Origin of the sequence: Gloeomargarita sp. SKYB120 (assembly GCA_025062155.1) — a bacterium.
GTDB lineage: Bacteria > Cyanobacteriota > Cyanobacteriia > Gloeomargaritales > Gloeomargaritaceae > Gloeomargarita.
The window spans coordinates 1-24,407 of the sequence record JANXAM010000022.1 but is presented as its reverse complement, the minus strand read 5'-3'; the positions used below and the strand labels follow the sequence as shown (position 1 = coordinate 24,407).

At 58.1% G+C, this 24,407-nt stretch carries 33 protein-coding genes and 1 pseudogene; 20 read left to right on the top strand and 14 right to left on the bottom strand.

What is annotated here, in order from left to right:
- Window positions 1-106: 106 nt before the first annotated feature.
- Window positions 107-256 (top strand): annotated as a pseudogene (locus tag NZ705_08715) (transposase).
- Window positions 257-267: 11 nt separating this feature from the next.
- Here NZ705_08715 and NZ705_08710 read toward each other — a convergent pair.
- From NZ705_08710 to NZ705_08695, 4 genes are all read right to left on the bottom strand, one after another.
- Entirely contained in the window at window positions 268-657 is a 390-nt protein-coding gene (locus NZ705_08710; protein ID MCS7293032.1) for a Sua5/YciO/YrdC/YwlC family protein, read from the bottom strand.
- Between the two features lie 50 nt (window positions 658-707).
- Window positions 708-1,649: a tyrosine-type recombinase/integrase gene (locus NZ705_08705; protein ID MCS7293031.1), complete on the bottom strand. Its 942-nt coding sequence runs from the start codon at window positions 1,647-1,649 to the stop codon at window positions 708-710.
- Window positions 1,650-1,978: 329 nt separating this feature from the next.
- Entirely contained in the window at window positions 1,979-2,161 is a 183-nt protein-coding gene (locus NZ705_08700; GenBank protein ID MCS7293030.1) for a hypothetical protein, read from the bottom strand.
- 197 nt (window positions 2,162-2,358) lie between these two features.
- Window positions 2,359-3,333: an aspartate carbamoyltransferase catalytic subunit gene (locus NZ705_08695; protein MCS7293029.1), complete on the bottom strand. Its 975-nt coding sequence runs from the start codon at window positions 3,331-3,333 to the stop codon at window positions 2,359-2,361.
- A 56-nt stretch (window positions 3,334-3,389) separates the two neighbouring features.
- Here NZ705_08695 and NZ705_08690 point away from each other — a divergent pair, with 56 nt between their 5' ends.
- Window positions 3,390-3,671, top strand: a complete 282-nt coding sequence (locus tag NZ705_08690) for a glutaredoxin family protein (GenBank protein MCS7293028.1) — start codon at window positions 3,390-3,392, stop codon at window positions 3,669-3,671.
- Here NZ705_08690 and plsY read toward each other — a convergent pair.
- The 5 genes from plsY to NZ705_08665 form a co-directional block, all read right to left on the bottom strand.
- Entirely contained in the window at window positions 3,649-4,317 is a 669-nt protein-coding gene (plsY, locus tag NZ705_08685) for a glycerol-3-phosphate 1-O-acyltransferase PlsY (GenBank protein MCS7293027.1), read from the bottom strand. The two genes, NZ705_08690 and plsY, sit on opposite strands and share 23 nt — an antisense overlap.
- The gene (locus tag NZ705_08680) at window positions 4,284-4,544 is read right to left on the bottom strand and encodes a chlororespiratory reduction protein 7 (protein ID MCS7293026.1); all 261 of its coding nucleotides are present in this window, start codon (window positions 4,542-4,544) and stop codon (window positions 4,284-4,286) included. Before NZ705_08680 ends, plsY begins: the two co-directional genes overlap by 34 nt.
- A gap of 7 nt (window positions 4,545-4,551) precedes the next feature.
- Entirely contained in the window at window positions 4,552-5,085 is a 534-nt protein-coding gene (locus NZ705_08675) for a tetratricopeptide repeat protein (GenBank protein MCS7293025.1), read from the bottom strand.
- Complete coding sequence (locus NZ705_08670) at window positions 5,086-5,373, bottom strand: hypothetical protein (protein ID MCS7293024.1); 288 nt, start codon at window positions 5,371-5,373, stop codon at window positions 5,086-5,088.
- A gap of 113 nt (window positions 5,374-5,486) precedes the next feature.
- A complete protein-coding gene (locus NZ705_08665) occupies window positions 5,487-5,633 on the bottom strand; it encodes a chlorophyll a/b-binding protein (protein ID MCS7293023.1) in 147 nt (48 codons plus the stop codon).
- Window positions 5,634-5,721: 88 nt separating this feature from the next.
- On the opposite strand from NZ705_08665, the gene NZ705_08660 reads away from it, so the two are divergent.
- From NZ705_08660 to cysK, 10 genes are all read left to right on the top strand, one after another.
- A complete protein-coding gene (locus NZ705_08660) occupies window positions 5,722-6,936 on the top strand; it encodes a GTP-binding protein (GenBank protein MCS7293022.1) in 1,215 nt (404 codons plus the stop codon).
- Window positions 6,937-6,956: 20 nt separating this feature from the next.
- Window positions 6,957-7,262: a YtxH domain-containing protein gene (locus NZ705_08655; GenBank protein ID MCS7293021.1), complete on the top strand. Its 306-nt coding sequence runs from the start codon at window positions 6,957-6,959 to the stop codon at window positions 7,260-7,262.
- Window positions 7,255-7,683, top strand: coding sequence for a hypothetical protein (locus NZ705_08650; GenBank protein MCS7293020.1), 429 nt, complete (start codon window positions 7,255-7,257; stop codon window positions 7,681-7,683). Before NZ705_08655 ends, NZ705_08650 begins: the two co-directional genes overlap by 8 nt.
- Window positions 7,684-7,739: 56 nt before the next feature.
- The gene (der, locus tag NZ705_08645; protein ID MCS7293019.1) at window positions 7,740-9,104 is read left to right on the top strand and encodes a ribosome biogenesis GTPase Der; all 1,365 of its coding nucleotides are present in this window, start codon (window positions 7,740-7,742) and stop codon (window positions 9,102-9,104) included.
- A 9-nt stretch (window positions 9,105-9,113) separates the two neighbouring features.
- Window positions 9,114-9,605 (top strand): hypothetical protein, encoded by a 492-nt coding sequence (locus NZ705_08640; protein ID MCS7293018.1) that lies wholly within the window; start codon window positions 9,114-9,116, stop codon window positions 9,603-9,605.
- Window positions 9,602-10,177, top strand: a complete 576-nt coding sequence (locus NZ705_08635; protein MCS7293017.1) for a biotin transporter BioY — start codon at window positions 9,602-9,604, stop codon at window positions 10,175-10,177. The genes NZ705_08640 and NZ705_08635 overlap by 4 nt, the downstream gene beginning before the upstream one ends.
- Window positions 10,174-10,623, top strand: a complete 450-nt coding sequence (gene lspA, locus NZ705_08630; GenBank protein MCS7293016.1) for a signal peptidase II — start codon at window positions 10,174-10,176, stop codon at window positions 10,621-10,623. Before NZ705_08635 ends, lspA begins: the two co-directional genes overlap by 4 nt.
- A gap of 141 nt (window positions 10,624-10,764) precedes the next feature.
- Window positions 10,765-11,118 (top strand): hypothetical protein, encoded by a 354-nt coding sequence (locus NZ705_08625; GenBank protein ID MCS7293015.1) that lies wholly within the window; start codon window positions 10,765-10,767, stop codon window positions 11,116-11,118.
- Between the two features lie 61 nt (window positions 11,119-11,179).
- Window positions 11,180-11,608, top strand: a complete 429-nt coding sequence (locus NZ705_08620) for an Rrf2 family transcriptional regulator (GenBank protein MCS7293014.1) — start codon at window positions 11,180-11,182, stop codon at window positions 11,606-11,608.
- 8 nt (window positions 11,609-11,616) lie between these two features.
- Window positions 11,617-12,567: a cysteine synthase A gene (gene cysK, locus NZ705_08615; protein ID MCS7293013.1), complete on the top strand. Its 951-nt coding sequence runs from the start codon at window positions 11,617-11,619 to the stop codon at window positions 12,565-12,567.
- 215 nt (window positions 12,568-12,782) lie between these two features.
- Here the strand turns inward: cysK and NZ705_08610 are convergent, their stop codons facing one another.
- Window positions 12,783-13,244, bottom strand: coding sequence for a hypothetical protein (locus tag NZ705_08610; GenBank protein ID MCS7293012.1), 462 nt, complete (start codon window positions 13,242-13,244; stop codon window positions 12,783-12,785).
- 193 nt (window positions 13,245-13,437) lie between these two features.
- Between NZ705_08610 and NZ705_08605 the strand changes: the two genes are divergently transcribed.
- Window positions 13,438-14,685 (top strand): sugar transferase, encoded by a 1,248-nt coding sequence (locus NZ705_08605; GenBank protein MCS7293011.1) that lies wholly within the window; start codon window positions 13,438-13,440, stop codon window positions 14,683-14,685.
- Here the strand turns inward: NZ705_08605 and NZ705_08600 are convergent.
- Window positions 14,651-15,688, bottom strand: coding sequence for a zinc ABC transporter substrate-binding protein (locus tag NZ705_08600; protein MCS7293010.1), 1,038 nt, complete (start codon window positions 15,686-15,688; stop codon window positions 14,651-14,653). The genes NZ705_08605 and NZ705_08600 overlap by 35 nt on opposite strands.
- An 81-nt stretch (window positions 15,689-15,769) precedes the next feature.
- On the opposite strand from NZ705_08600, the gene NZ705_08595 reads away from it, so the two are divergent.
- Window positions 15,770-16,483 (top strand): metal ABC transporter ATP-binding protein, encoded by a 714-nt coding sequence (locus tag NZ705_08595; protein MCS7293009.1) that lies wholly within the window; start codon window positions 15,770-15,772, stop codon window positions 16,481-16,483.
- A 79-nt stretch (window positions 16,484-16,562) separates the two neighbouring features.
- Here NZ705_08595 and queG read toward each other — a convergent pair whose 3' ends face one another.
- The gene (gene queG / locus NZ705_08590) at window positions 16,563-17,483 is read right to left on the bottom strand and encodes a tRNA epoxyqueuosine(34) reductase QueG (GenBank protein MCS7293008.1); all 921 of its coding nucleotides are present in this window, start codon (window positions 17,481-17,483) and stop codon (window positions 16,563-16,565) included.
- A gap of 86 nt (window positions 17,484-17,569) precedes the next feature.
- Here queG and NZ705_08585 point away from each other — a divergent pair, with 86 nt between their 5' ends.
- Genes NZ705_08585 through NZ705_08575 form a run of 3 tightly spaced genes read left to right on the top strand, consistent with a single transcriptional unit; the run spans window position 17,570 to window position 19,911 of the window.
- On the top strand, window positions 17,570-18,235 hold the full coding sequence (locus tag NZ705_08585) for an SIMPL domain-containing protein (GenBank protein ID MCS7293007.1): 666 nt from the start codon (window positions 17,570-17,572) through the stop codon (window positions 18,233-18,235).
- A gap of 33 nt (window positions 18,236-18,268) precedes the next feature.
- Window positions 18,269-18,808 (top strand): Ycf51 family protein, encoded by a 540-nt coding sequence (locus NZ705_08580; protein ID MCS7293006.1) that lies wholly within the window; start codon window positions 18,269-18,271, stop codon window positions 18,806-18,808.
- Between the two features lie 11 nt (window positions 18,809-18,819).
- On the top strand, window positions 18,820-19,911 hold the full coding sequence (locus NZ705_08575) for an iron-containing alcohol dehydrogenase family protein (protein MCS7293005.1): 1,092 nt from the start codon (window positions 18,820-18,822) through the stop codon (window positions 19,909-19,911).
- On the opposite strand, the gene NZ705_08570 is transcribed toward NZ705_08575, so the two are convergent.
- Complete coding sequence (locus NZ705_08570; protein MCS7293004.1) at window positions 19,868-21,205, bottom strand: hypothetical protein; 1,338 nt, start codon at window positions 21,203-21,205, stop codon at window positions 19,868-19,870. The genes NZ705_08575 and NZ705_08570 overlap by 44 nt on opposite strands.
- Before the next feature lie 80 nt (window positions 21,206-21,285).
- Between NZ705_08570 and NZ705_08565 the strand changes: the two genes are divergently transcribed.
- From NZ705_08565 to NZ705_08555, 3 genes are read left to right on the top strand one after another with little or no spacing between them, the layout of a single operon-like run.
- A complete protein-coding gene (locus tag NZ705_08565) occupies window positions 21,286-21,870 on the top strand; it encodes a hypothetical protein (GenBank protein MCS7293003.1) in 585 nt (194 codons plus the stop codon).
- A complete protein-coding gene (locus NZ705_08560) occupies window positions 21,870-22,940 on the top strand; it encodes a phosphotransacetylase family protein (GenBank protein ID MCS7293002.1) in 1,071 nt (356 codons plus the stop codon). The genes NZ705_08565 and NZ705_08560 overlap by 1 nt, the downstream gene beginning before the upstream one ends.
- Complete coding sequence (locus tag NZ705_08555; GenBank protein MCS7293001.1) at window positions 22,916-23,248, top strand: TIGR02450 family Trp-rich protein; 333 nt, start codon at window positions 22,916-22,918, stop codon at window positions 23,246-23,248. The genes NZ705_08560 and NZ705_08555 overlap by 25 nt, the downstream gene beginning before the upstream one ends.
- Before the next feature lie 506 nt (window positions 23,249-23,754).
- Here NZ705_08555 and NZ705_08550 read toward each other — a convergent pair.
- A partial coding sequence (locus NZ705_08550; protein MCS7293000.1) for a WYL domain-containing protein occupies window positions 23,755-24,407 on the bottom strand: 653 nt, incomplete at its 5' end.

The following is a 24,407-nucleotide window of genomic DNA, read 5'->3' as shown; positions in this document are numbered from 1 at the left end:
GGCGTGTGATAGAACCATTTACTTGGATAGGCTATGGCGACACTCAGGTAGTCATCTGGTGGTTAAGTGAGAGACTTTTACCAGCGATAGGTCCTGGGAAAGCCATGCGGCGGTGAGACAGGTCGTGGAAGCGGCTGGGTTTCGCTTGGTTTATTTACCGAGATATTCACCTGATTTAAATCCAATTGAGCAGGTGTGGTCTTGGCTAAAACGGTGGATCAATAACCAAACGGAACCTACGTTCTCTCGTGGATGAAGCTGTCTGTCTTATATGTCAACCTTTGTCAGCTTAGCTATAAAAGCATCTGGGCAAGCGAGAAAAACTGATGCAAAACCATCCGTAATCAGGGGGTCGAGATGGGGTTTTGCCGGCACAATCATCGTCACGGGATAAGGAAAATGACTGAGCATTTGCCGGGCTGGGGGTGTCAATGCGGCGACGGTTTCGGCATGAGCAACACTGTTGGTCAAAATGGTTAACGGTTGGGGAGCAGGCAAATGCCTTACAGCTCGCAATTTCGCTACGGCTGTCGGAGACGTTCCCTTCGCCACTAAGCCATAGACTGTTGCCATGGGCAAGGCCACAATTTCATCCTGTTGCAAAAACTGCTCAATCTGACCGAACGACCGCCGGTCTGCCGGTAGCACCAACGCCATTGCCAACCCTCTCGCCCAATACTCATCTATCAGGTTGATATAAGTATAAGTCAATGATGAATACGCAGGCGAGCAACCGCCAGTTGCTTGGTTTGTTCCTCGCGCCGGTCGTAGCGAATCGTCGTTTGCACCTGGGCATGACCCGCCAGTTTCTGTACAGTGGCCACATCCACGCCTGCATCCAGCAAGTTAGAAATAAATGTCCGGCGTAAATCGTGGGGGCTAAACGCTGCTAGACCGGCCTGGTGCGCCCGTTTGCTCAGGATATGCAACACCGCCTGGTCCGTCATCCGGCGCACAATCACCTGGCCCCAGCGATTCACCGGGCACAACAGCGGCCCCACTTCCCGTCCCCGTACCGCTAACCAGCGTTGCAGCCACACCTCTGCTCCTGGTGCTAGGTACACCCAGCGGTCTTTGTTGCCCTTGCCGGCTCGCACATGCAAACGATGGGTAGCCGGTTCGTAATCCGACAGTTCCAACGCTACGACTTCCGCCCGCCGCACTCCCGACCCCACCAGTAGCGCAAACAATGCCGCATCCCGGTACCCCGCTGGACTGTTTTCTTGCTGGCATAGGGTTAAAATGGCGTTAATTTCGGCGTCGCTGACCACCCGTCCCCGCAAAAGCCGTTGCCCCCTGACCGTCGGCACATCTACAGTACGGTGATAGTCTTCCGCCGAGAGCAACCCCAAGCGCCAGCATTCCCGCAGGACCCCGCGTAGTGCTGCTAGTTGTTTATTGACCGTCGCCGGGGCGTACCGCTCCACCAACCAAGCCCGCAACGCCGTCGTGTGGGGATATCGCAATTGCCACCAGGGAAATTCCAGCGCCCCCCACTGGGCTTGACTCATCCAGCGGGCCATCAATTCCAGCGCTTCCAGCAGCGTGCGCCGCGACCCCGGGCTGAGACGGCTCAAATACACCCAGACGGGATGGGCTGTTGCTGGAGTCAATGGTTCGGGATGGGCCGGCAGCAAAGTGGGAGACATGAGTGAATAGATGCCGCAAGTTTATATCGCATTGTAGCGAGCAATGGCATTCCATAAAAATGGTTTTACAGCCCAATCTCTAGGCCGGTCATCTGATACTTCTATTTATGCAAGCTGGTAGAGAATTTCCTAGTGAGAATGCAGAGATGATGAAGGGGTACCCCCTGCGACCGCTAGTTGGCAATTTTTGTTAGGTTGTAGTCTAAAGCCCTGTGCTTATTTGATTATCCCTCTGGACAACCAAAGTCATTCAGCTACAGCAGGTGAGTAAACGGCCCCAAAGAAACAAGCCATGGCATATTTGTTGATAAAAAGAAGGTGCCGTTGAGTTATGAACCCTTCAGGGCCTTGAAAAATTCCTGGCGGTAGCGGCCACTAAACGCAAAAAAGATGGGCCACAGAACGGTTAACCAAAAACGATTGCTGGAGTAGAAAGTCTTATCAAAGCCAGCAAGAAACCGCCAGGCCCCCAGGAGATAAATCACTAACAAAAGGGTTGCTGCAATATTCATAGACCCTCCCCCCTTTGACCAGCAACTGACCTGTTGCCCTTTTGGAAATCGTGAAATGTTCTGTATCTGTAAAGGCATTATACTACGCGATTGCTGCACGTCCAGTCACGCTCCGGTTGTGGTTGTGCGCAATTTCCTGAGATTCTCTCTCGGTTGGTTATCCCCTGGGTTAATTCCTGGCATTTCCCTGACCAACTTCAGGTTATTTTCGCTGTGCCAAGCAAATACAAAACCGCCATGCGCACGGCAACGCCGTTTTGCACTTGGTGCGGCACCAAACTGATCTGCGGGTCATCGACCAAATCCGACGTGACTTCCACACCTCGATTCACTGGGCCAGGATGCAGCAGTTTGACGTGGGGACGACAGAGCGCTAACCGTTCACGGGTGATGCCATACTCCCGATGATACTCCCGCAAGGTCGGCAAAAAATGCTGCTGCATCCGTTCGGTCTGTAACCGCAAGGCCATGACAAAATCAGCGTCTTTTAAGGCAGGGGCCAATTCCCAATGCACGTGGACTCCCAGAGCTTCCAGTTCTCGGGGCACCAGCGTGGGGGGGCCAGCCAAATGCACATCCGCACCAGCAGCGCGCAAGCTGTAAATGTTGGAACGGGCCACCCGTGAATGGAGAATGTCGCCCACAATTACGACCTTGCGGTTTTGTAACGCCTGCAGCTGCGGGGATGAACCGGACAATTGCTGGCACAGGGTGAATAAATCCAGTAGCGCTTGGGTGGGATGCTCGTGTTGACCATCGCCAGCGTTGATCACGCCCACATTCGTTCCCAGGCGGTCGCACTCCTGGGCAATTTGCTGGGGGACGCCACTAGCCGCATGCCGGATCACCATCAGGTTGGTGTTCATGGCCAGCAGGGTTTTGGCCGTGTCCAGGATGGTCTCCCCCTTGTTGAGCGCTGATGTGCCAGGAGAGAAATTCAGCGTATCGGCAGACAGGCGCTTGGCGGCCAGTTCAAAGCTGTTGCGGGTGCGGGTGGATGACTCGAAAAACATCAGTGCCACCACTTTCCCCTGCAATGTCGGCACTTTGGGGGTGGGACGGGTGAGCACTTCGGCAAAACTGGCGCTGGTTTGCAAAATGATGTCGTATTCCCAGGGGGCCAAATCCGCCAGTGACAGCAAATGCCGGCGTTGCCATTGGTTAAGGGTCATATTGTCGCCGGGTGCGCCCGTACAATACCAAATGGGTTATCGTTGACCGGATCGCCATGACATTGCCCCATCTCGTGCTTTATAGTAAACCGGGTTGCCACCTGTGCGCAGGACTACGAGAGAAATTGACCGCCATTGCGCCGGGCTGGTTTCACCTGGAAGAACGCGACATCACGACCAACCCTACTTGGTGGGAACGCTATCAGTACGAAATCCCGGTACTGGCCTTGGTCAACGGTGACCGAGAAGTGCGGTTACCCCGCCTGTCCCCCCGTCTCTCTGCGGCTCAGTGCCAAGCCTACCTACAGCAGTGGTTCACCCGCCTCCCGACGGCTTAGCGGCTCCCAAGCGGGGTTCGGTGCCCTGGCGCAACCGTTGGATATTGCTGCGGTGACACCAGATGATGTAAGCGCTCCCCAGCAAGACATAGAGTTGGTAGGGCAACGGTATCGGCAGCACCAACGCCAACCCACTGGCCGTCAAACAGGCCGCGATGGAGCCGAGCGAGACAATCCGCACGGTCGCCACCAGCAGGACAAACACCGCCAGCGCCCCTAGGGCCACCGGCCAGGCAAATAACAAAAGCAACCCTAATCCTGTCGCCACCGATTTCCCACCTTGCCAGTTGATCCAGATAGACTTGCTGTGACCGACTAGGGCCGCCAGGGCATAAGCCAATTCCCACCACAGGCGCGTATCGCCGGGGTTCCATCCAGGCCAGGTTTGCCAAACCCACCGAGCGCAGAGAATCGCCGCCACACCCTTGAGCAGGTCAATTGCAAACACGACCAGGGCTGGTCCTTTCCCGAGCGTGCGCAAAACGTTGGTTGCTCCCGTTGAACCAGACCCCACCTGGCGAATGTCAATTCCGGCTAGGCGCCCGGCGATATACCCTGGCGGCAACGACCCCCACAGGTACGCCAGCACCAGCAGTAGCAGGTTAACCGCCATCACCGTCGCTTCTCCAACCGCACCAGATACCATTCCATAAATTCCCCCTCGCCCCACTCCAACCGGCAGGCCCGGTCCAACAAATATTGCACCCGTTCGGCCACGGTTGGGTAGACCGCCAGTTCCGGCGTCAATTCCGGCATCTGCTCGAGAACCCGCTGGAGCCGCTCCCGCAACTCGGCTTCCGTACACAGTTCCTCGGGGGCGGTGGGGGTCAACACCACGTAATGTTCACCTTCGTACAGCAAGGGGTCCGCCATGGCAAGTTCAACTCGGCGTGGGTGTCAAACGTTTGCGTAAGGAAGCCGCCCGTTGCTTGGCCGTTGGGTTATCCGGCGCGATTTGCAACACCTGCTCATAGACTTCCAGCGCCTGGGCGGTCAAATTCTTTTTCTCATAGGCATGGCCCAGGTTATTCAACGCTGTCACGTAATCCGGCTGCAATTTAAGCGCCTCCCGGTACTGGCGAATCGCTAGGTCGTATTGTTCTTGACTGAAATAGGCAAACCCCAGCGCGTTATAGACTTTGGCCAAGCCCGCCAGGTCATTTTCGTCCCAGTTTTTCAGGGCTTTTTGCAACTGGTTAACGCATTGGACGTAGAGCTTTTTGCGCAGATAAATGCTCCCCAATTCATAGTAGTCCGCTGCGGTGGCTTCGCCGGCTGTCACTTTCCGCTGCAATTCGGTCAGCCGGGTTTCCGTCGCCCGCGTTTTCAGCACTTGTCGCGCCACCAGGACCGCCGACACCCCCAGCAGCGTCAACAAGCCCAATAGATAGGTAATTTGCAGCGCCAGGTCCACCTACTCCGCTCCCGTTGTCGTTTGCACCGGTTGGGGCACCGTTAAGTCAATCACGTAATCGGGACTGGTGAAAAACCCCCGCAGCATGTCCGCCTGCTCGTTGTAAAAAGAATAGGACTGCAAGCCCCAGTGCCCGCTCATGCCGTTGACATCGCCGTTGAATTCCCCCGCGCCCTCGTCCACCAGCAGCGTCACACAGTTATTGCTAAAGGAATTGCTGTCGTACAGGCGCACCCGCACGATGTAGTCCGTGTTGAACACCTGGCTACCGACGCGAATCAGGGCCATACTCCTCTCCGCACCCGCTTCTTCACTTCCAAGATAAAACATGAAAAAGCCTAGGAAAACCCCAGGCTGCTCAAGTCTATGAGAAGATCAAAACGGGACTGACGGAACAGGAATTACATCAAACCCAACTGGGCCAAAATCCCCTTGCCGGTCAGCAACTCGGTCGCCACGCCAATCACAAACCCCAACATGGCCAACCGACCGTTCCAGGTTTCCGCAAAATTGGTAAAACCAAACTTGGGCGCTTGCTGCTCTTGCATAACCACCTCCAACAAGGCTGACATTAACAAATGTAACTAAATGTCCGACAAACGGCAACAAAATTTTACATTTTGTGGGGGAAGGCCGATGGCGACGGTGACAGCGATACAGGACTGGGCGGCGTTAAAGGGGGCGTGGTGTTATGCCCAGGCGCAGGCGCTCAGCAGCGGGTCAGCCCGGCAGCGGTTGGACCAGGGATTGGTACAAGTGGTGGTGCTGGGGTTGGTGGGGCGGGGCAAATCCAGCTTGCTCAACGCTCTGGTGGGAGAGCCGGTGTTTGCGACAGGGGCGGTGCATGGGGTGACCCAGGGGGCGCAAGCCGTGCAATGGTCCTTGGGAAACGTCAGGGTCGAGTTGGTGGATACGCCGGGCTTGGACGAAGTGGGGCAAACAACCGCCGAGCAGGTGTGGGCCTTGGCCTTGGGAGCGGAACTGGTCCTCCTGGTGCTCAGCGGCGACCCCAACCGGGAAGAATTGGGTATCCTGTCGCGCCTGGTGCGGGCGGGAAAACCCGTCATGGTCGTTCTCAACAAAATGGACCAATATCCCCCGGACGCCCAAGCCCTGTTGCTGTCCCGCTGGCAATCCGGTCAATTAGCTCGCTGGGTGGACCCCAAAGATGTGATTCCCGTCGCCGCGCAACCGACCACCTGGCAACGCACGCCCCAGGGCACTGTCGTCCGGCAACCCGCGCCTCCCCAGGTCGAACCCTTACGCCAGCGCTTGGTCCAGGAATTAACCCAACTGGCGCCGGCACTTTTAGCCTTGAACGCCCTGCACACCACCGCGCAAGCACCGCCTTTGAGTGCGCCTCCAGCCCAAATCGAAGCGCTGATCTGGCGAGCCAGTACCCGGAAAGCGCTGGCGGTGGCTGTTAACCCGGTATTTGGGGTGGATTTGCTGGTCGGGGCGCTGATGGATGGGGCCTTGTTGCTGCGATTGGCGCGCCGGGCGGGCGTGTCTCTAAGCGCTGGGGAAGCCATGCAATTTCTCCAGTTGATGGCGGGGAGTTTGGGCGGGCTAGGGATCGGCGCCAGTGTACTCAAAAGCAGTTTCGCCGTGGGGTCTGGCCTGACCTGGCTTCCCTACATCGCGGTTGCCGCAGGGCAAGGCGCGCTAGCAGGTCTGGCGACGTACCTGGTGGGGCGGTTGGGATGGCAGTACTTGATGCAGGACAAGACCTGGGGGCCGGGCAGTCCAGCCGCAACAATTCAGCAATGGCTCGGTGAGATTGACCAGGGGGCGGTGTTAACCCGTTTACGCCGGTATTTGCATTCCCCCCCCGCCCATGGGCTACAGTAAAGCCAGAGTGGGGATATGGTATGAGTCGCAATCCAACCGGCGCATTCTTAGGGGGGTTGGTGATTGGGGGTGTCACCGGCCTAGTGGCGGGCATGGTGTTAGCGCCGCGCTCCGGCCAGGAAACCCGGCGACTCTTGCGCAAGGCGGCGGCAGCCCTCCCCGAACTCACGGCGGATGTCTCCGGAAATTTGCAACTCCAAGCCCAGCGGTGGACAGCCGTGCTCCAGCAACAGTGGCAAGACCACTGGATTCGCTTCCAATTGGCGGTGCAGGCGGGGTGGGAAGCGGGACGACAGGAACATCAGCGGCAACAAAACCGTGGCTGAAGCAATCTTTTTTCTGGGACTGTCGTTGGCGCTGGTGGCGGTTTCCCTCACAGCCGTCTTGATTGCCCTGATCCCCGCCGTCCAGGAAATTGCCCGCGCCGCCCGCAGCATCGAAAAGCTGGCCGATACGTTAAACCGGGATTTGCCGCCTACTCTCGACGCCATTCGCCTGACGGGGATGGAAATTAGCGACCTGACCGACGACGTGAGTCAAGGGGTCCAAAGCGCTAGCCGCCTCGTAGAACAGGTCAATCAAGGTGTAGAAAGCACCAAGCAGACCCTGCGGCGCACCCAAATTTCCACCCGGAGTGTGTGGGTGGGCGTGAAAGCCGCTTGGCAAACTTGGCGACAACCGCCCCAACCACCTTACCGCTTGGCTCCGGAACAACGCCAGTCCTTGCCGGAATCTCCCCCCCAATAGCCGCCGCCGGCTGGATATGCTGGAAATAGCGTGCGTGGGATGGGGCGTAACCCAACATGGCGTTACCGATTGTGGCAGTGGTCGGTCGTCCGAACGTGGGCAAATCTACCCTGGTGAACCGCATCGCCGGGGGACGGGATGCCATTGTGTTTGACCAGCCGGGCATGACCCGCGACCGTCTCTACCGGCAGGCGTTCTGGCGGGACCGGGAATTTCTAGTGGTGGACACGGGCGGGCTGGTGTTTGACGACGACACGGAATTCTTGCCCCAGATTCGCCAACAGGCCATGACCGCTGTGCAGGAAGCCCAAGCAGTGATTTTTGTGGTGGATGGACAAACCGGGCCGACTGCTGGCGATGCCGAAATTGCCGAGTGGTTGCGGCGACAACCCCGGCCCGTCCTGTTAGCTGTCAACAAGTGCGAGTCCGTCACTCACGGTCTGATCCAGGCGGCCCAGTTTTGGGAATTGGGGCTGGGGGAACCCTATGCGATTTCCGCGGGGCACGGGATTGGCGTGGGGGATTTGCTGGATGCGCTGGTGCCCCATCTCCCCGCAGCAACTGCCACAGAAGTGCCTGACCCGATTCACATCGCCATCGTGGGCCGCCCCAACGTCGGTAAATCCAGCTTGCTCAATGCCCTGGTGGGGGAAGAACGGGCGATTGTCAGTCCGATTCCGGGCACAACCCGCGACAGCGTGGACACCTGGGTGGAACGGGACGGCCAAAGTTATTGTTTGATTGACACGGCGGGCATTCGGCGCAAGAAGTATGTGGAGTATGGCCCGGAATTTTTCGGCATCAACCGGGCGTTCAAGGCCATTCGCCGGGCAGACGTGGTGCTGCTGGTGCTAGACATCACCGAAGGCGTCACCGACCAGGATTTGAAACTGGCTGGGCGGGTGATCAAAGAAGGTCGGGCGTGCGTAGTGCTGGCCAACAAGTGGGACGCGATTCCCGACAAAGACAGCCATACCATGCCGCGCCTGGAGCAGGAATTGCGCCGGCGGATGTACTTTATGGACTGGGCGGATGTGCTATTTATCAGCGCTAAAACCGGCCAGCGGGTGGACAAAATCTGGGAACTGGTGCAAACGGCGGCCCAATCCCACCGGCGGCGGGTGAGCACGTCAGTCATCAATGAAGTCCTTCAGGAAGCCACGGCTTGGCAATCGCCCCCCGCCAATCGCCAGGGACGCCAGGGACGCATTTACTACGGCACCCAAGTGCAGACGCAACCCCCCACCATCGCCCTATTCGTCAACGACCCCAAGTTGTTCAAAGAGAACTACCGGCGCTACCTTGACCACCAGTTTCGGCAGCATTTGGGGTTCCGGGGAACGCCGCTGCAATTTCTCTGGCGGGGCAAGACGGAGCGACAGGCGCAGCGCCAGGCCAACGGTACAATGGGGGCAAAGTGACCCACAGCCATGCAGTACTTGGTTGCGCTGTTACCTGACCGTTTACAGGCAGAAGCTGCCTATTCAGCCCTGGAAGCCGCCGGCATTCCCCTGGAAACCGTCGCGCTGGTGGGGCGGGGCTATCGCGATGTGCAGGACTACCCGTTTGGGCAGGGGGGGTGGCGACCGCCGCTGTTGACCTACTGGCTGGTGCCCTTCGGGTTTGTGGCGGGCGTTGGGTTTAGCGTGCTCACGGGGCTAGAGACCTTCACGGCTTGGGTCGGCCCCTGGGGCAATCACCTGCTGGGCGGGCTACTGGGGGCTATGGCCGGCGCGCTGGGCAGTTTTTTGGTAGGGGGCGGGCTGGGACAATGGGCGCAATGGGGGTTGCCGAACTACGCCCAGGCCGTGGCCCAGGGTAAATATCTGCTCGTGGTGCAGGGGTCGGGGATGATTCCCAAGGCCCGTAACATTCTCCTGCGCTACCAACCCCAAGCCCTGAACGTTCTGGAAACCCGATGATCTGGCTCCGGCAGGGTTTGTGGGCGGTTACGGGCGTTTTTCTGCTCGTGCTGGGAACGTTTGTGGGGGTATATGTCGTCAGTCCGCCGTGGCAATGGGCAACCCAGGGGATTTGGCTGTGGCCGATGGTGAGCAGTTGGCAGGTTGGCGCGATGGTGCTAACCGCTTGCTTGGGGGGGCGGTCGGTGGCAACGGTGGCAGTGGTGGCCTATTTAACGCTGGGGCTGATGGGCTGGCCGGTGTTTACCGCGGCGGGGGGCTGGACGTATGTTTATCAGCCGGGGTTTGGTTACCTCGTGGGGATGATCCCTGGTGCGTGGGTCTGCGGCGACCTGGCGTTTCGCTGGCCGGTGACGCTGGAGCATCTAGCCTTGGCGGCGCTGCTGGGGCTACTGACGATGCACCTGGTGGGCTGGGTGGGTTTAGCGCTGCACTATCCCCACTGGCCGGAGTGGTGGTCTTGGGTAGGGCATTACAGCGGGACGCCGCTGGCGGGGCAGTTGCTGGCGATGTGCGCGGTGGTGGTGCTGGCCTACGGGGCGCGGCGGTTAGGCATTGCGGTGCGGTGGTGAAACATCGGACCTTTTGGGTGGTGGCCGGGCTGGGCCTGCTCCTCGACCAACTCAGTAAACAATGGGTTGTGCAGCAATTCGGTTTGGGGGAATCGTGGCCGCTATGGACGGGGGTGTTGCATGTTACTTATGTGCTGAATACGGGGGCAGCCTTTAGTTTATTTGGGCAGGGAACCATCTGGTTGCGGTGGTTGTCAGTGGCAGTCAGCGGGGCGCTCATGGTGCTGGCTGTGGCTGGGCCGCGCTTATCCCGTCTGGAGCAGTGGGGCTACGGGTTCATCCTGGCCGGTGCCGTGGGCAATGGGATTGACCGGTTTCGGTTGGGGGCTGTGATTGATTTCATTGACGTCCGGGCGATTGGATTCCCCATTTTTAACCTGGCCGACACCTGGATCAATCTGGGGTTAATTTGCCTGTTCTGGCACTATCTCCGGCAACCGCGCTAAAAAAATTCTGCATCTTGGGGTATGAGCGATAGGCAAACAAAAATGATTCGTGTATAGTAAAGGCGGGGTCAACCGGCAAGCCAATTCAGGGTTGATAGAGTGCGCTGGATTCTTTAGGGTTACGTTTTTGGGAAAGGTCTTATGTCTCGATACACTGGCTGGTTTGTTCTGGGTGTCCAAGCGCGCAACCCCCTACCCCTGCTAGCGGAAACGCTCCAACAGTGTGACCTGAATGTAGTCTATCGGTCGGACGATTATCTCATGGCCCGCGAGACCCCCGGCTCTGTGCCCCCCTCGCGCTTCAATCGTCTGGTCACCGCAGAAATCCTGCTAGAACAACACCCGCAACCAGGTCAAGTACGGCTCCAGGTAGTGGTCAAAAACGAAGAGCTTCCCCTCCACCGGCACAATCACTGTCAGCAAGTCTTTGAGAAAATCCGCACCGCCATTAGCGACAACCACAACTGGGAATTACTGGACCTGGTCGCCAGCTAGAAACCCTGCAAAATCCAGGGGAAAACCGGTATATACTAGGGTAAGTGTTTGGGGGCCGGTTGTGGAATTGTCCTGCAAGACGGAGTATGCGCTCTTGGCCTTAATGGCGCTGGCGGATGGTTATGGTCGCGACGAGCCAGTGCAGATTAGTCAGATTGCTCAAGAACAGGGGATTCCCGACCGCTATCTGGAACAATTGCTGGCCACGTTGCGCCGGGGCAATCTGGTGCGCAGTCAACGGGGGGCCAAAGGCGGTTATTTCCTAGCCCGGTCGCCCTGGCAAATCAACCTGCTGGACGTGTGGGCGTGTTTAGAAGGCACAACGCCAGTCACCCAGCCAGCCGCGACGACCCCTGAGCGGGCGGTCATTCACCACATCTGGCAGGAAGTCCAGCAGGCCACCCACGCCATCTGGCAAAAATACACCCTCAAAGACCTGTGCCAAAAGCGGGATAGCTTGCGCCAGCGCGATTTGATGTATTACATCTAGCCAGGCCTATGCGGATTGCCAATAGCATTACCGAGTTAATTGGTCGGACGCCGCTGGTGCGGTTAAATCGGATTCCCCGAGCCTATGGCTGTGTGGCGGATATTGTGGTGAAACTGGAGAGCATGAACCCCGCCGCCTCAGTCAAGGACCGGATTGGCTTACACATGGTGGTAGCGGCGGAACGGGCCGGGTTGATTGCGCCGGGAAAAACTGTGCTGGTGGAACCCACCTCTGGCAACACGGGGATTGCCCTGGCGATGGTGGCGGCGGCGCGGGGCTATGACCTGATCCTGACCATGCCGGAGACCATGAGCCTGGAGCGCCGAGCCATGCTACGGGCCTACGGGGCGCAATTGGTTCTGACACCGGGGATAGAAGGGATGGGGGGGGCGATTCGCAAAGCCCAGGAGTTGGTGGCGACCCTACCCAACGCCTACATGCTCCAGCAATTCCAGAACCCCGCCAACCCGGAAATTCACCAACTGACAACGGCGGAAGAACTCTGGCAGGACACCGATGGTCAGATTGATATACTAGTGGCGGGGGTGGGGACAGGCGGCACAATCACCGGCGTGGCGCGGGCGCTAAAACCCCGTAAACCCAGTTTCCAAGCGATTGCGGTAGAACCGGCAGCCAGCCCAGTGCTCTCAGGCGGGCAACCTGGACCCCACAAAATCCAGGGCATCGGCGCCGGTTTTATCCCAGCCGTCTTGCAGATGGATTTGATTGACGAAGTGATAACTGTGACGGATGAAGAAGCCATTTTCTGGGGCCGGAAACTGGCGCGGGAAGAAGCCTTGCTGTCAGGAATTTCCAGCGGCGCGGCTCTCGCAGCAGCCATCAAAGTCGCCCAACGCCCAGAAAACGCCGGCAAGTTGATCGTCATGGTGCAGCCCAGTTTTGGCGAGCGCTACCTCAGCACTCCTCTATTCCAAGACCCAGCGCTGCTGGCTGAATAAAAAGCCGATTTATAGCCAAGCCACTTTCGTTTGTCAGAGTGAAAACCAGGAATGGCGCTTTGCCCCGCAACCCGCTGGACGACAAGCATAGATGACTTGGCTATAGCAGAAAAAAGAACCCTGCCCCGCAACCCCAGGTATCACCTTCTCCAGCTATCTAGACGCCGACTTGGCGCCCGCAGGTGGGACAGGGCAAAGCGTTTTACCAGTTGCTGTTAGCTCGGGCAGACCGGTTTTTTGTTAGCGTTCAGGAAGATTTTGCCCGCTTGACCATTCACTTTAATGGGGACTTTGGTATTTTCCCCGACCACCCGGAACATATTGGGCCGGTCCGCTAAACAGGCTTGCACCCGGCTAACCCATCCGGCCAAGGCTTGGTTGTACTGCTTTTGGTGGGCGGGCAGGTCATCTAAGTTTTGGACCCCATCCCCCGTATAATCCCGAAACGGCGTAATGGTAAATCTGTCTGTCAGAACCGTGTTGGTGCGGATAGCGGTGTTTTGGTTCACCCCTAAGATAAACGTGCGGGTTTCGTAGTTCAAATTGGCGGGGTACATGTAGGGCGCTTCCGGCGGGAAAGAAATGGGAATCCCACCCCCCGGCATCATAAAGCTGGGCGACACTTCCCCTTCCTCGGTCACGGTTTCCAGCTTGGGACTGGCATGGGCTACCCCCATTCCCAAAAGAACTGTGCAAGCTGTCGCTAAGGATACAGAAACAAAACTTTTGATGGACACCATTTTTTCACTCCTCGTTAGCAGAAAACCGGCTGTGTAAAGCCTTGTTTCTACTACGATAGCGGTTTAGCCAGGAATGCACAATGGGCGTTTTGCGATTGAATAGTTAGGGGAGCGTACGAGCAGCGTGGGAATGACGGCAGTAACCTGGCAAGCACAAGCGGCACGCCGGTGGAGCGGCTGGCGGTGGGTGGCCCATCTGGTCGGGCTAGTAGGAATGCTGCTGCTGTCGGCTCAAATCACCTGGGGCGATGGACGGTTTTGGTTGCACTGGCCCTATTTCCGCCTGGCGCTGCTGGTGGCGGCGACTTACGGGATGGCGCTAGGGTTGGCGACGCAGGTGAGCGATTTCCCCAGGGTGCAGCGGTCGCGGGTCGTGCTGGTAAGCGTGAGCTTGTGTTTCTTGGGGTTGCTGGGGCTGGTGGGGATGACCCGCTGGTACTACTCCCGCACGTTTGTGGGGTTGAGCTATCTCCTAACGTTGCTCTGGCAATCAGGGTTGGCGGGATGGCGACGCCCGTTGCGCCTGGGACTGGTGCCGGGGGAATTGACGCTAGCGCTCAGTCAAGTGCCGGGCGTGCAATGGTGCTGGCTCAACGAAGAACTCACCTCTGGCGTGGGGTTAGATGGGGTGGTGGTGGACCTACACGCGCCCTTATCCGCGAACTGGTTGCGGTTTTTGGCCAATTGCCGGTTGCAAGGGATACCCGTGCATCATGCAGCGACGGTGTGGGAAGGCCTCACCGGGCGCGTGTCCCTAGCGCACTGGCGAGAAGAACTGTTGCCAACACCTGCGGATCAAGGCTACTTGCTCATCAAGCGGCTGGCGGAAACGGCTCTCATCCTGCTGCTGTCGCCGGTGCTATTGCCCTTGGCCGGGTTGGTAGCGCTGGCAGTGTGGTGGGACTCGCCGGGGCCGGTGCTGTTCTGGCAAGAACGCATGGGACAAGGGGGACGCCCGTTTCGCATGGTGAAGTTTCGGAGTATGCGGGCAGGGACGGGAAAGGCCCAGTTTGCTCGTCCGGGCGACCAGCGCCTGACCCGCGTTGGGAAATGGATTCGCCGGTTTCGCTTGGATGAATTGCCCCAGCTCTGGCACGTGCTCACCGGGGAAATGAGTTTGATTGGCCCGCGCCCCGAGCAAGTTCCCTTTGCCGAAGAATTCAGCCGCCGCATTCCCTACTACATGTGCCGCCACCTGGTCAAGCCGGGCATTACGGGCTGGGCGCAAGTCAACCAGGGCTATGCTGCCGGCGTGGAAGAAACCCGCTTAAAGCTGGAGTACGACCTGTATTACGTCAAGTACCTGTCGCTCTGGTTAGATGGACTCATCCTGGCCAAAACGGTCAAGACGATTTTGACGGGGTTTGGCGCGCGTTAAAGGGCGTACAGGTTCCCCCCAACCCCTGCACCACCGTACAGGTATTGGTGATCAACATTCCTTGCACCGTCGCAGCGGGACTCCCTGGCGGCCCTAAACCATCGGTGTACAGGGGTGTGGCGGCAATTTTCACCCCCGCTTCCTGAGCCACGGTGTTGAGCAATTTGGGATTGATGCTCACCTCAGCAAAGATGGTGGGGACTTGGGCCTGTTTGATGTCGCGGACAAGTTGCGCCAAACGGGCCGGGCTGGGTTGCTCCTGGGTGCTGATGCCCTGGAGCGCGCCCATGAGTTCCAGACCATAGGCCTGCGCAAAATACCCCAACGCTTCGTGCGTCGTCACCAACTTGCGCTGGCGCGGGGGAATGGTTTGCACTTGCTGGCGAATCCACTGGTCAATCTGTTGCAGCTCGCCCACCACCTGACCCGCCTTGGTCTGGATGGCCGCCGCTTGGGCCGGGTAGATTTGGGCCAGTTTGTCCCCGATGACCTTGGCCATATTCGCCGCGTTGACGCCAGTGTGGAACACATGGGGGTCAGGGACTTTCTGAGCCTTTTTCTCATCCCCGTGATGGTGGTAGTCGTGCCCGTGGTCATGGCCGTGACCGGGATGCGCGTGTATCCCCATCAACGGTTTAGGCACCGCCAATTCCCCCACTGGGACACGAGTGACGCTTGCCGGCAACGCCGCAATGAGTTTTTCCACCGCTGGTTCCAAGTTGTAGCCGTTATAGAACACAACCTGGGCCGTTTCTAGAGCTTGGCGGTTTGCTGGCGTTGGCTGATAGGTGTGGGCATCCACACCGGGGGGCACCAAACAGGTCAAATGCACCCGCGTTTGGGCAATCTGGCGCGTCAGGTCGCAGATGACAGATGACGTGGCGACGACCTTGGGCGCATCAGGAGCCGGTGTGGGCAGTTGTTCCGTTCGGGTCTGGGAAAGGATACCACCGCACCCTGTTGCCATCACCACCAAACCCACTAGCCAACCATGCGCCTTCATACACCGTTTCTCAAAACCCCCCATGCTATAGAATAATAATCACTTTTGCGATGATGAGAATCATTTTCGCGGGGTTGATTGGTGCTGGCGGTTGAAGGCTTAGCAGCGGGGTATTCAGAGCGGTGGGTACTACGGGATGTAAGTTTTACCGTAGCGCCGCAGGAGATGGTGGGGATTGTGGGGCCGAACGGGGCGGGAAAGAGCACGTTGCTCAAAGCCTTGTTGGGGCTGGTACCCCGGTGGCGGGGGCGAGTGCAGTTGGATGCCCAGCCGTTATTGCAACAGCGGCGGCGGGTCGCCTATGTGCCCCAGCGGTCGCAGGTGGACTGGGATTACCCGATTACGGTGGAACAGGTGGTGCGCTTGGGGTGCAACGGGCGGTGCTCTGAGCGGGTGCAGCAAGCGCTCGGGCAATTGGGGTTGGAACATCTACGGCGGCGGCGCATTGGCGACTTATCGGGGGGACAGCAGCAGCGGGTGTTTTTAGCGCGGGCTTTAGTGCAGGGCGCCGATGTATTTCTGCTGGATGAACCCCTGACCGGGATTGATGCCCAGGCGGAACGGGTCATTCTCGACGTGCTGCGGCATTGGCAACGGCAGGGGGCCATGATTTTGGTGAGCACCCACCACTGGGGGCAACTACTCCAGCACATGAACCGGGTGATGTTGCTCAACCAGCGGTTAATTGCGGTGGGGCATCCCGAGGACGTGATGACACCGGCTTATCTGGATAGGACTTACGCCACCAGCCAGGAGACTGATGTTGCCTATCAGCACTGGTCGTCGTTTTGTTAAGAAAGCCTTGGCGTTAAGTCATTGATGCTTGTCATGAGGTTGCAGGGCGCAGCCCCGTTCTGGGGTTTTCCAGTATCTTTTAAGGCGGCGTAGCGCTCGCACAACGACTTAACAACGCCCGTGCATTCCGTCGCCACATGGCCGGTTTAATCCGTCGCAGGGCCGACCCCCTTAACGTGCGGTCCCAGGTGTCGGTATCCATTTCCGCCCATGCCTTGAGGGATAAGGGGGGTAAGCGGGGTTGGAATTCGTCTACATCAGTAGGTTGGGCAAAACGCTGGTTCCAGGGACAAACTTCCTGGCAAATGTCACAACCTGCCAACCACCCTTCTAAACGGGGGACGATTTCTGCAGGCAGTTCCGGTTGCCGGTTTTCAATCGTGTGATAGGCGATACAACGACGGCTATCCACCACGAAGGGACGGACAATGGCTCCGGTTGGGCAAGCCTCTAAACAGCGGGTGCAGGTGCCGCAGTGTTCCGTGTGAGGTGGGTCGGGTGTCAGTGCCAACGTGGTCAACACTTCCCCCAGCACCACCCAGGAACCGTACTGCCGCGTGATGAGATTGGCATTTTTCCCTACCCAGCCTACACCGGCCCATTCTGCCCAGAGTTTGTCTTCCACCGGCCCCGTATCAACATAAATACGGGTTTCACAGTCGGGGACTTGTTGTTTGAGCCATTGCGCCAGCGCTTTCAGTCGTCGCCCCACCACCCGGTGATAGTCCCGGCCCCAGGCGTAGCGAGCGATTTTCCCAACCTGGGGTTGCTCCCCTGGCCAGTAGTAGTTCATCGCCACGGCAATTACCGACTTCACCCCGGGCAATACCTTTTCAATCCGTTGCCGCCGCGCATCGGTTAACCAGTCCATGTCGGCGTGGTAGCCTGCCGCTAACCACTCAGCCAGGTGCGATTGGGGTGCTGGTTCAACCGCGGCAATCCCTACCCGATGAAACCCTAATCGCCGCGCTTGTTCTTTGACTTGCTGGGCGTTTATCATCGGCGTTGGCTCCCGCTGTCCCTATTCTACGGAACTCCCTGCTAGGGCTGGCGGTCTGGAAAAACGGTGGTGTAGGAGAGACGGACATGAAGCGATGGCTGGGATTGAGTGTTTTGCTGGTAGGGTTGTGGCAACCGGTGGCCTGGGCAGAAATGAAAGAACGGGTTTTGCAAGTAACGGGTCAGGGAATGGTGACGTTGCCCACCCAACTAGCGGAAGTGGAAGTGGGAGTGGAAATTCGCGGCAACAGCGCTAACCAAGTCCAAACGGAAATCGCCCAGCGCATGAATCGTCTGGTGCGGACGCTCCAGCAACGCCAGGCTGAAAAAATTAACACCACGGCCTTGAGTTTAAGCCCGCTTTACGGCGAACGTCAGCAACTCCTGGGGTTTCTTGGTCGCAGCGCTGTCGAATTTCGCCTACCCATCTCCCAGGCCGGCGCTGTGGTGGATGAACTGATTGCCCAAGGTGCGAATCAAATTGCTCGGCTGCAATTCATTGCCAGCGATACAGCCCTCGAACAGGGACGCACTCAAGCCCTGCAACTAGCCGCCCAAGATGCTCAACGACAAGCCCAAACGGTGTTAGCAGCCCTGCAGCTGGCGCCTAAAGAGGTGATCAATGTCCAAATTCTCAGTACCACTCTACCGGTGCCCGAACCGGTGGCCTTTGCCCAGCAGCGCCTGAGTACCCCCATCCTCGGCGGTGAGCAAGTGGTGCGAGCGCAAGTACGTCTGGAGATTCGCTACTGAGTTAAGCTCATAGTAGCGCTGGAAAATCGCTGGATGCTGGCCGTCACCATTCCCACACCTGCTGAATTTGCCCAGGCAGCTCGCTGGCTAGGGGGACTGACCCTGTTCATGGGTGTTGTGACGGCAGTGGCGTTTATCGCCCAGTGGGGGATTCGCTTTCGCCTGGTGGGGATCACCGCGTTTATGCTGGTGTTGACCGGCGGCCTTTTTGCTCTGGGGTTAACACCTGTGACCCGTACCGTTTTGCCAGATGCCGTTCGCTATACCACAGTGTATGACAATGGCGGTACGCAGGCCGTGATTGCAGTGCCCCGCGACATCACCCCTACCCAATTGCATGCCACCCTGCAACAGGCCGCTAACGATTTGTTTTCCTACGGGCGCTTGGCAAAAGGAGAACCCGTGCTGACTATCCGAGCGCGGACATTGCTGCATCCCGAACCAGGCGTGACGGAACCGGTGTATTTGGGCTACGTCCGGCGGTCGTTGCGCCAGCGAGAAGACCCAGCCATGGTGATAGAATTGGATACTCAGGCCCTAGCGCGGGTCGCAGCCAACCACTCGGGTTCCTAGTAGGTTCGTCCATGTCGGAATTACTGGTAGCGCCCTGGCGAGTGTTGCGGGGACGGCAGTTACTCAGTCAATACGGCCACCAGTTGCGCTCTCTTGGCCAACGCTGGTTACTAGTGGGGGGCCAAACGGCGCTATCGCTGGTGCAACCCCAGTTACAGGCCGCAGGGATTTATCCGGTGCAGGCGGTCGCCGTTAAGGAATGCACGGAGAACCTGCGCCGTACTTTGGGACAACGAGTAACGACTGAGCGAATTGATGGCGTGTTGGCCTGCGGCGGCGGCAAAGCCTTGGATATGGGAAAACTGGTGGCCCATGACTGTGATTTACCAGTGGTGACCATCCCCACGTCAGGGGCAACTTGTGCGGCCTGGACAGCCCTCAGCAACATCTATTCCGAAATGGGAGCTTTCCAGTACGATGTACCGCTGCGCCGGTGTCCAATTTGGTTGCTCCTGGACTACGACCTAGTGCAAACGGCTCCCCAACGGACTTTAGTCGCCGGCATTGGAGATGCACTGGCCAAGTGGTACGAGGCGTCCGTCAGTGCGGGGCAATCAGCCGAAACACCAGTGGTGATGGCGGTTCAGCAGGCGCGGGTACTGCGGGACATCCTCTTGCAAAAAGCGACGGCAGCCTTGACAGCACCGGGCAGCGACGTGTGGGAACAGGTGGTGGATGCCACAGTGTTAATGGCGGGCTTGGTTGGGGGCCTCGGTGGCGCTCCCTGTCGTACAGTGGCGGCTCATGCTGTGCACAACGGGTTGACCTATTGGCCAGCGACCCATCGCTGGTTGCACGGGGAAAAGGTGGCCTTTGGTATCCTGGTGCAATTGCGTTTAGAGGAAATGCAGGGGTATCGGTTGGCGGGCATTGCTCGGGGGCAATTACTAACGTTGTACAAACAAATTGGGTTGCCCTGCACACTGGCAGAATTGGGTTTGGGTGATTTACCCACGGACGAACTCCGGGTCCTTGCCGAACGGATTTGTCAACCCGCTAGCGACATCCACCGTTTGCCCTTTCCAGTGACCACCGCTCAGGTGATGCAGGCACTAGGGACTACCACCCAGGCATGGCCCCCCCAAACGGCGCCGGTAGGATAATGGCGAGTGCCAATCCCCAGGTCGCAATCGCGAAGCCATCCCGCCAGTGATTGGGTTCTGTCAGGTCGTTCAAGACTGGCGGCGGCAGCGTTGGGATAAAACATAACAAGATAGCCCATCCCCACAGCCAAGGTTGCAGACGCCACGCCACCAGCAGTAGCAATCCCTTAGCGACCCATCCCCCCATCCCAGCCGCGCGTCGTCCTAGTAGCCCTTGGAGCAGGCGTCCCCCGTCCAACCGACCCACCGGCACCAGTTGCAAGGCCACCAGTCCCAAGCCAGTCAGAGCCGCAGCCGCCAGTGGGTGTAGATGTAAACCCATGTCCAGCGGCCATTCCCGCCCCCAGACCAGGCGACACATGCCCCACAGCAGTAAAGAATACTCCGGCGAGAGACCCCCTGATGCCCAGTGGGAATGGGCAAGTCCCCAAGCCAGCAACGGTAGCGCCACTGCCAGGCTCCCAGCTACCCCTGCCAACGTTCGGTCCACTGCCGCTTGCCGGTGGGGGAGTAGCGCTTGCATTTGACTGTAGGTGCCGACCACACCCGGCCAGAACAGTAACGGTAGGCACCAGGGCCACGCCACCGGCACCCCGTAGCGACGAAGCACCCAGCGTTGACCAATTTCTCGCGCCAGCAGAATGCTCACCATACCGGCTGTGTATAGGATTGGTTCAACCTTGGGCCAAGGCGCCGGCATAATTCCCAGTAGCACTATCCCCAACCCCCAACTGGCGGTGCCAATGAACCAAACAGAGGTGGAGGGCCGCACCGGCTGGCGGGGTATCACCATAAAGACCGGTTGATGGTTGGACAGGCATTCCAGCAGCAACCAGAACCGTTGTCCCCAGCGGGCTTCCACTTGTTGCTGCACCACCCGGTAGGCCTGAGCCGCATCCATACGCAGGCGACCCCGGCAAATCACGATGTCCCCCTGCGGTTCCAGTCGTTGTAAGGCGTACACATCTGATGGAAAACATTGCCGCAGACCAGCTAAATCCTCTGGCTGCCATAGGGAGGGGGTTAGTGAGGAAGGAATTATTGATTGCAAGCGACCGTTTTGCTGCATCAGCAGTAGATAGAGTAAGCCGCTGAGGATAAACGGGCCAGCGACCAGTACAGAGGGCAGGGGCCGTTGATGGCCGTAGAGATACACCCACCATCCCACCACCAGCCCCGGCAGCATTAACACCAACCACAGCAACCACCAGGGCGTGCGGCTGACGGGACGGACGTAATGCCAGACTAGGAGAAAGGTCATCATTGCTAGCAATCCCAAGGCAACCCATGTCATCGGCTTCTCCTAGGCTCATTCTTGAGGGTATTTGGGCGTTTCCCCCTAACCGGCACACCCTCGGTGGTACTAGCTATTTTATGGCGGGGGCAGCGCTGAACTTACCGGGTAATGTCCTGGTGGATTGTCCAGCGGCAGAGTTTCAGGACTGGTGCCAGGCCCAAGGCGGGATTCAGTATCTATTGCTCACGCAACGGGATGGGGCTGACCGGGTGGAGCGCTGGCAGCAGCGGTTTCAGTGCCCTGTTTACACCCAGCAGTACGAAGCCTATCTCTACCCCGGCGTGTGGGTGCGTCCGTTTGCTGCAACGGCTGAAGTTGCACCGGGCCTAAACCTGATCTGGACACCGGGTTATAGTCCTGGCAGCAGTTGTATTTATCTAGAGCGGCTAGGGGGTGTTTTGTTTACTGGGCGGCATTTGTTACCTGATTCTCAGGGCGAACTGAGACTGTATCGCACGCGCAAAACCTTTCACTGGCCCCGGCAACAACGCAGTTTGGAGACGCTCAGAAACTGGCTCGGCGCTCGACCTGTGCAATATATTTGTCCGGGGGCGCACACGGGATTTTTGCGGGGGCGCGGCTATCTAGCGGTCAATTCCCCAACAGATTGGTATGATCAGGTCAGGGAGCGTCTGATGACTGGCGTTCCACAGGTGAGGTAGTGACTCGTCGCTTTCTATTCGTCGGTTCCACTCAGGCATACAGTGGCAAGTCCACGGCCATCTTAGGTATTGCCCAACAGCTACAGGCCCGGCACTGGCGGATTGGCTATGGCAAACCGGTTGGTCACAGTCAAGTGACGACGGACCCGGTTCCCCTGGATATGGATGGGCAGTTAGCCGCGCAGGTTTTACGTTTGTCGGCTGACTGCATTGCCCCAACGCTAGTTTTTCTCCAGGATTGGCTCAAACAACCGGAGCGCTTGTTGCAGGTGCAGCCTTTGACATCGGCGTTGGCAGATTATCAAAACCTGACCACCCCAGATGCCCTACTGGTGGAAGCGCCGGCGAATTTCTATGAGGGGTATTGCTTTGGGCTAGGGTTCAAAAGCCTGGTGAACGTGCTCAATGGGGCCGTGCTGCTGGTGGTGCGGGTGGAATCGTTAATGGTGGTAGATGAGTTGCTGATGGCCCAAGAACAACTGGGTTCGCGCCTAATCGGTGTGTTGCTGAATGCTGTCCCGGCTGACCAACCATCCGTACCGGAAATTCTGGTGCCGATGCTGGAACAACGGGGAATTCCAGTGCTAGGGATATTGCCGCGCAGCCGGTTGTTACGCAGTGTACGGGTGGGGGAACTGGCGGAGCGGTTGCAGGCGCAAGTGCTATGTTGTGCAGAACGACTAGATTTACTGGTGGAACATCTGTCCATCGGGGCCATGAGCGTCAACGCCGCGCTGGATTATTTCCGCCAGGGAGTAAATATGGTGGTGGTGACCGGCAGTGGCCGTACCGATATTCAAATGGCAGCGTTAGAGGCATCAACGCAATGTTTGGTGTTGACAGGTCCTAATGACCCTGACCCTATGGTGCTCGCCCGCGCCGAAGAAATGGAGGTGCCAATTTTGCGGGTGGATATGGATACCCTGACGGCAGTGGAGATTATCGAACAGGCGTTTGAGCGGGTGCGGCTGCAAGAACCCGTGAAGATTCAATATGTCCAACAAATGATTGCCCAGCATCTGAACTTAGAGCGATTGCTGAATTTATGGGACGCGGTTTGTCCAGCGTGAGGGTCGGGTCAGCTTGGACGGCGCAGCAGCCGATGTGGGGATGGCGACATTTTCAGGTGAAAAATTGCAAGCGCCAGGGGCGTTTTACCTTTGTAGAGCTGGTGGCGGTGTGCGACCCCCAGGTGCGGTTTTGGGTCAATGCCCAGCAATTGCGCGACCGGAACCTGTGGCAACCGGGGTGGCAATCGTTACAAAGCGCGAATGAGCGTTTGCAGTTTGGCAATGACTTCGTTGAAGGGTTTGATAGGCAGCTTACAACTGAACACTGCTTGTCGAACGCGCCAATCCAGACTTCTGACTTGATCTGATAGCACGACACCCGATACCTTTAGCCCGGCTGGAATTTGCACCTCAAATGGATATCCCTTAACCTGGTTGGTAATAGGGCAAAGTAACGCTAAACCTACTTTGGCATTGTACGCTTTGGGTGATATCACTAACGCTGGCCGTCGCCCTGCCTGCTCATGTCCCGCCTGAGGATTGAACGTAATCCACACAATATCTCTTCGGTCTGGTACATAGCTTGTCACCAAACTTCCTTACCGACAGGCGAACCCATATCAACTTCATCGTGCCGATTCTCGGAAGTCACACCTGCCAGTAGCTCCGCCAAGGTCCAATCCGATTGGACTAGGGGTGTGACCACCAAAGAACCATTTGCCACCCGCATATCCACAAGCGTCTTGGGCGCTAACCGGAGCTGAGCAGCTGTGGTTTTGGGGATTCGGAGGGCTAGACTACGGCCCCAGCGCTGAACTTTTGCACGCATCACACAGCTCTTGAAGATCTCTGTAACAAGGATACCTCGACCTGGTCAATGCGACAAATTGCCATAGCTTTGGTAAGCCCGTTGCAGTTCCTGGCGCAAGTCTTGGGCTAACCAGGCCGGTTCAAGCACCTGCGCGTTGGCCCCGTATTGCAATAACCGTTGGCGAAACCAAAACAGGCAATCCACACTGGCCTTGATTTCCACAAACTGACCATCTGGGTCTTGCACGACCACCTGCTCGTAGGCGCGCCGGGGTTGGTAGCGGGCTAATTCACCTTTCAGGCGATAGCGCACGGTGAGGGTGGGGAAATGGCGCCGTTGCCAGGGAGTACCGGATGCTGGACCCACGTAAACAATCCGGTCCACCCGCAAGGTGAAGTTCTCCTCGACACTGGGGGAAGGCAAGCGCCGCGGCAGGAAAATCGGTGGCGTCGGCACCCACGTAAACAAGTACAAAACCCCGTTGTGTAGCCGTAGCTCCGAACAATCGCAGTCCCAGAGGCGCTCATCCCCCTGGAGCGGGCGATAGGCAATCGCAAAGCGCCGCCGCTGGTGGATACGTTCTTCCAATTGCTGCCGGATGGTTTGGTAGTGGGCTTCGCTGTAATCTACCGGAGGGCTGAAATCAGTCTTCAGGGCTGGGGGAAAGTCCTCGGGACGCAAACGCCCAACCTGGAGCACGTGATGCGCCTCCCGGG

Bases quoted from the DNA above. Each gene is read 5' to 3' on its own strand.
- NZ705_08570 (MCS7293004.1), bottom strand. From the start codon at position 21,205: ATGACATGGGTTGCCTTGGGATTGCTAGCAATGATGACCTTTCTCCTA.
- NZ705_08580 (MCS7293006.1), top strand. From the start codon at position 18,269: ATGCTGGCCGTCACCATTCCCACACCTGCTGAATTTGCCCAGGCAGCT.
- NZ705_08670 (MCS7293024.1), bottom strand. From the start codon at position 5,373: ATGGCCCTGATTCGCGTCGGTAGCCAGGTGTTCAACACGGACTACATC.
- NZ705_08695 (MCS7293029.1), bottom strand. From the start codon at position 3,333: ATGACCCTTAACCAATGGCAACGCCGGCATTTGCTGTCACTGGCGGAT.
- NZ705_08680 (MCS7293026.1), bottom strand. From the start codon at position 4,544: ATGGCGGACCCCTTGCTGTACGAAGGTGAACATTACGTGGTGTTGACC.
- NZ705_08610 (MCS7293012.1), bottom strand. From the start codon at position 13,244: ATGGGGGTAGCCCATGCCAGTCCCAAGCTGGAAACCGTGACCGAGGAA.
- NZ705_08575 (MCS7293005.1), top strand. From the start codon at position 18,820: ATGTCGGAATTACTGGTAGCGCCCTGGCGAGTGTTGCGGGGACGGCAG.
- NZ705_08565 (MCS7293003.1), top strand. From the start codon at position 21,286: ATGGCGGGGGCAGCGCTGAACTTACCGGGTAATGTCCTGGTGGATTGT.
- NZ705_08600 (MCS7293010.1), bottom strand. From the start codon at position 15,688: ATGAAGGCGCATGGTTGGCTAGTGGGTTTGGTGGTGATGGCAACAGGG.
- NZ705_08655 (MCS7293021.1), top strand. From the start codon at position 6,957: ATGAGTCGCAATCCAACCGGCGCATTCTTAGGGGGGTTGGTGATTGGG.
- NZ705_08710 (MCS7293032.1), bottom strand. From the start codon at position 657: ATGGCGTTGGTGCTACCGGCAGACCGGCGGTCGTTCGGTCAGATTGAG.
- NZ705_08635 (MCS7293017.1), top strand. From the start codon at position 9,602: ATGATCTGGCTCCGGCAGGGTTTGTGGGCGGTTACGGGCGTTTTTCTG.
- NZ705_08640 (MCS7293018.1), top strand. From the start codon at position 9,114: ATGCAGTACTTGGTTGCGCTGTTACCTGACCGTTTACAGGCAGAAGCT.
- NZ705_08605 (MCS7293011.1), top strand. From the start codon at position 13,438: ATGACGGCAGTAACCTGGCAAGCACAAGCGGCACGCCGGTGGAGCGGC.
- NZ705_08625 (MCS7293015.1), top strand. From the start codon at position 10,765: ATGTCTCGATACACTGGCTGGTTTGTTCTGGGTGTCCAAGCGCGCAAC.
- NZ705_08660 (MCS7293022.1), top strand. From the start codon at position 5,722: ATGGCGACGGTGACAGCGATACAGGACTGGGCGGCGTTAAAGGGGGCG.
- plsY (MCS7293027.1), bottom strand. From the start codon at position 4,317: ATGGTATCTGGTGCGGTTGGAGAAGCGACGGTGATGGCGGTTAACCTG.
- NZ705_08700 (MCS7293030.1), bottom strand. From the start codon at position 2,161: ATGAATATTGCAGCAACCCTTTTGTTAGTGATTTATCTCCTGGGGGCC.
- NZ705_08690 (MCS7293028.1), top strand. From the start codon at position 3,390: ATGACATTGCCCCATCTCGTGCTTTATAGTAAACCGGGTTGCCACCTG.
- NZ705_08585 (MCS7293007.1), top strand. From the start codon at position 17,570: ATGAAGCGATGGCTGGGATTGAGTGTTTTGCTGGTAGGGTTGTGGCAA.
- der (MCS7293019.1), top strand. From the start codon at position 7,740: ATGGCGTTACCGATTGTGGCAGTGGTCGGTCGTCCGAACGTGGGCAAA.
- cysK (MCS7293013.1), top strand. From the start codon at position 11,617: ATGCGGATTGCCAATAGCATTACCGAGTTAATTGGTCGGACGCCGCTG.
- NZ705_08665 (MCS7293023.1), bottom strand. From the start codon at position 5,633: ATGCAAGAGCAGCAAGCGCCCAAGTTTGGTTTTACCAATTTTGCGGAA.
- NZ705_08555 (MCS7293001.1), top strand. From the start codon at position 22,916: ATGGGACGCGGTTTGTCCAGCGTGAGGGTCGGGTCAGCTTGGACGGCG.
- queG (MCS7293008.1), bottom strand. From the start codon at position 17,483: ATGATAAACGCCCAGCAAGTCAAAGAACAAGCGCGGCGATTAGGGTTT.
- NZ705_08705 (MCS7293031.1), bottom strand. From the start codon at position 1,649: ATGTCTCCCACTTTGCTGCCGGCCCATCCCGAACCATTGACTCCAGCA.